Genomic DNA, 2,869 nt, shown 5'->3' with positions numbered 1-2,869 from the left:
CCCTTGTCAATACCTTTTTTTATTCCACTCTCTTTTTATTTTTTTTTATTTTGCTAGAGTATATAATACTTTGTACACAATATTACCTAGTAAAATTAGGAGAAATTAAAGAATATTGTTAGTGTTACTTTTAAGGAGTGACATTTCTTCTAAAATAATATAGAATATTTCGTATTGGAAAGTTTTACTCACGGGGAGTAGCGCAGCCTGGTAGCGCATCTGATTTGGGATCAGAGGGTCGCAAGTTCAAATCTTGTCTCCCCGACCACTCAATATTGAGTTTGGGTAATATTTTATGAATTAACTCCCTATAGCTTGACTTTCTTCTATTAATTCTTGAATATATGTTGCTTAAAAGCTAAACTACCTACATAGGTGATTTATAAAATTATAAAACTTATAATTATCTATCTTGAGATAATTTAAAAAAAATGTTATAGAATCTTAGATGAACCACTTAACTGCTAAAATAAAAAATCTTAGTTATAAAAAGTATTTAACTACTCCCTTAGACACTTATAATTTTTCTAAGGATATTAACTCTCTTCCTCCTAAATGCTTATTAGAATCCCCTCATCAAGTGCTTTATGCTCTTAGTAAATGGGTATCCCCAAAAAGAACTCGGTCCTATCCATATGCACGAGTGTATGACACCCTAAATCTAGGTAAAGTTATTACTATAATTCCTATAATTAAAGATGAGAGGGTATTCGGAGATATAGATTACCTCCAATGGGATACAATCTCCTTAATGAGCCTCTTAAATGTATATGTAATTATAGCTTATTACAGTGATGCTGAAATAAATAAAGCAGGTAATAAAATAACTTCTCAAAAATTACCTGATGCTTTTATTAAAACTAAGTTAACAGAAATTTTTAACTACCAAACCTCGGCTTTGCATTGGAATTTAAACCAACTTAAAACAGAAAATCTTAATTATGTGATGCAAGAAGTAACCACAAGCTATACTAATATAGCTCTGAAAACAGCTATACCTTTACATAATTTTAATAACTTAACAAAATTTAAAAAACGAATAACTAAAGATATAACTAGTTTTATGACTTTCTCTAGGGATAAAGCTAGTAAGGCTCAGAATAGAGAATCGCTAACCATTCAACCTAAAGAATTACTTAGCTTAAATAATAAATCTAAACTAACCATAGAGAATTATTTAGGAGGTTATTACTTTTTTACCATAGATAGTATAAAAATATATCAGAATATTTACTTCTTATTAGAGAGTAAACATTCTAAAATCAGTTTAATTCCTTCAATCGATGATATTAAAGACGGGCTAGTTAAGATGATGCTTTATGCTAATCTTGCTGAAGTACACAACTTACAAGGTAGTATTAATTTTATGCCGCTTTTAAAGTTAACCTCAAGCTTATTACAGGGAGAAATTAACTCAACAACCTCCTCAGAAACTACCTTGTATAAATTCTTTAGTATGAATAATTTTAATAAAAAACAGCAAATGTTACTAAATAATTTAATGCTTGAAGCTAAAGCAAACGATTTTTTATTAGAATTAGGACATGGGGTATCAGCATGATAAAAAGTCCCCTACGCTATCCCGGTGGAAAATCAAGAGCTGTTAGATTTTTAGCACAATTTATTCCTGATTTCCTAGAATTTAGAGAAATTTTCTTTGGGGGAGGTTCTTTAAGTATTTATTTAACACAATTATTACCTCATAAAAAGTATTATGCTAACGATATAAATTATGATCTTTTTTGTTTTTGGCAGGAACTTAAGGGTAATTCTGAGGTACTTATTCAAGAGTTATACAAAATTAAAGCTGAGTATATAAATGGTAGGGAACTTTTTAAAACAATAATTAGTAGAAGAAATAACCAACTTTCTAATCTACAAAGAGCTCTTGATTTTTTTGTGTTAAATAGAATAACTTTCTCAGGGATTGTGGATAGCGGGGGCTATTCTGAGGCGGCTTTTTTAGGAAGATTTACCATCTCAGCTATTAATAGACTAAAAGAGACGGTTAGAATAATTCAGTATTTTGATTTTACCGGTGCAGATTATACTAATTTGTTACACAAACCTGGGAAGGAGATTTTTATATTTTTAGACCCTCCCTACCATAATAATAAACCCTCAAAACTATACGGTAAAAAAGGAGAGTTACATACTACTTTTAACCATGAATTATTATTAGAGAATGTAAAGAAATACCCCCATAAATTACTAATTACTTATAATAATAGCCCTTATATTAAGGAATTATATAAAGATTACTATATTTATGAATGGAATTTACAATACGGTATGAATAACTATAAGCAAAAACAGGCAAATATCGGACGGGAAGTAATAATTACTAATTATTTACATGATTCTTCTCTAATTCAACCCAACTTTCAAATTTTTCCTACTCTAATTACCTCTGTACGGTAATCTCTACCATAATAACTTCTAAAATTCTTACTAATTACACTACTAAATAATCCTGAGTATTTTTAAAAATAGTTATGAGTTAGGAAAGCTACTACAATGTGTAGAAAATTAACTGCTAATTAAGCCAATTAGAGATATATTTTACATCGTCAATAGTTAGGGTACCCATAGCTGCTTTAAGCTGAATAATTGCCAATAAAAAGTTATATTTAGCTATTACTAAATTATTCCTTACGGACATATGAGCTTGCTCTGCATTTAAAACATCACTGTTAGTTTTAATTCCTACTTTGTAACCTTTTTTAACCGATACTAATAAAGATTCACTAGATTGCACTGCCTGCTCTAAAGATTTAATGGTAGCAATACCATTAATAACCCCTAGATAATTTCTTTGGCTAGTATTTTTAATATTATTTTTTAAATTACTAAAATTATATTCCAATTT

General features: G+C 29.1%; 3 protein-coding genes and 1 tRNA gene. 3 read left to right on the top strand and 1 reads right to left on the bottom strand.

Going from position 1 to position 2,869, the window contains the following annotated elements:
• The first annotated feature begins 191 nt into the window (after positions 1-191).
• The 3 genes from ACQCX0_RS01475 (at position 192) to ACQCX0_RS01465 (ending at position 2,421) form a co-directional block, all read left to right on the top strand.
• Positions 192-268: transfer RNA gene (locus tag ACQCX0_RS01475), tRNA-Pro, on the top strand.
• A 180-nt stretch (positions 269-448) separates the two neighbouring features.
• Positions 449-1,561, top strand: a complete 1,113-nt coding sequence (locus ACQCX0_RS01470) for a hypothetical protein (protein ID WP_462562363.1) — start codon at positions 449-451, stop codon at positions 1,559-1,561.
• A complete protein-coding gene (locus ACQCX0_RS01465) occupies positions 1,558-2,421 on the top strand; it encodes a DNA adenine methylase (RefSeq protein WP_462562362.1) in 864 nt (287 codons plus the stop codon). Before ACQCX0_RS01470 ends, ACQCX0_RS01465 begins: the two co-directional genes overlap by 4 nt.
• 115 nt (positions 2,422-2,536) lie before the next feature.
• Here the strand turns inward: ACQCX0_RS01465 and ACQCX0_RS01460 are convergent.
• On the bottom strand, positions 2,537-2,869 hold a 333-nt coding region (locus tag ACQCX0_RS01460; RefSeq protein ID WP_462562361.1), incomplete at its 5' end, for a TolC family protein.

This window comes from Candidatus Hepatincolaceae symbiont of Strigamia maritima (genome assembly GCF_055505085.1).
This window is presented reverse-complemented; position numbering and strand designations above follow the sequence as displayed.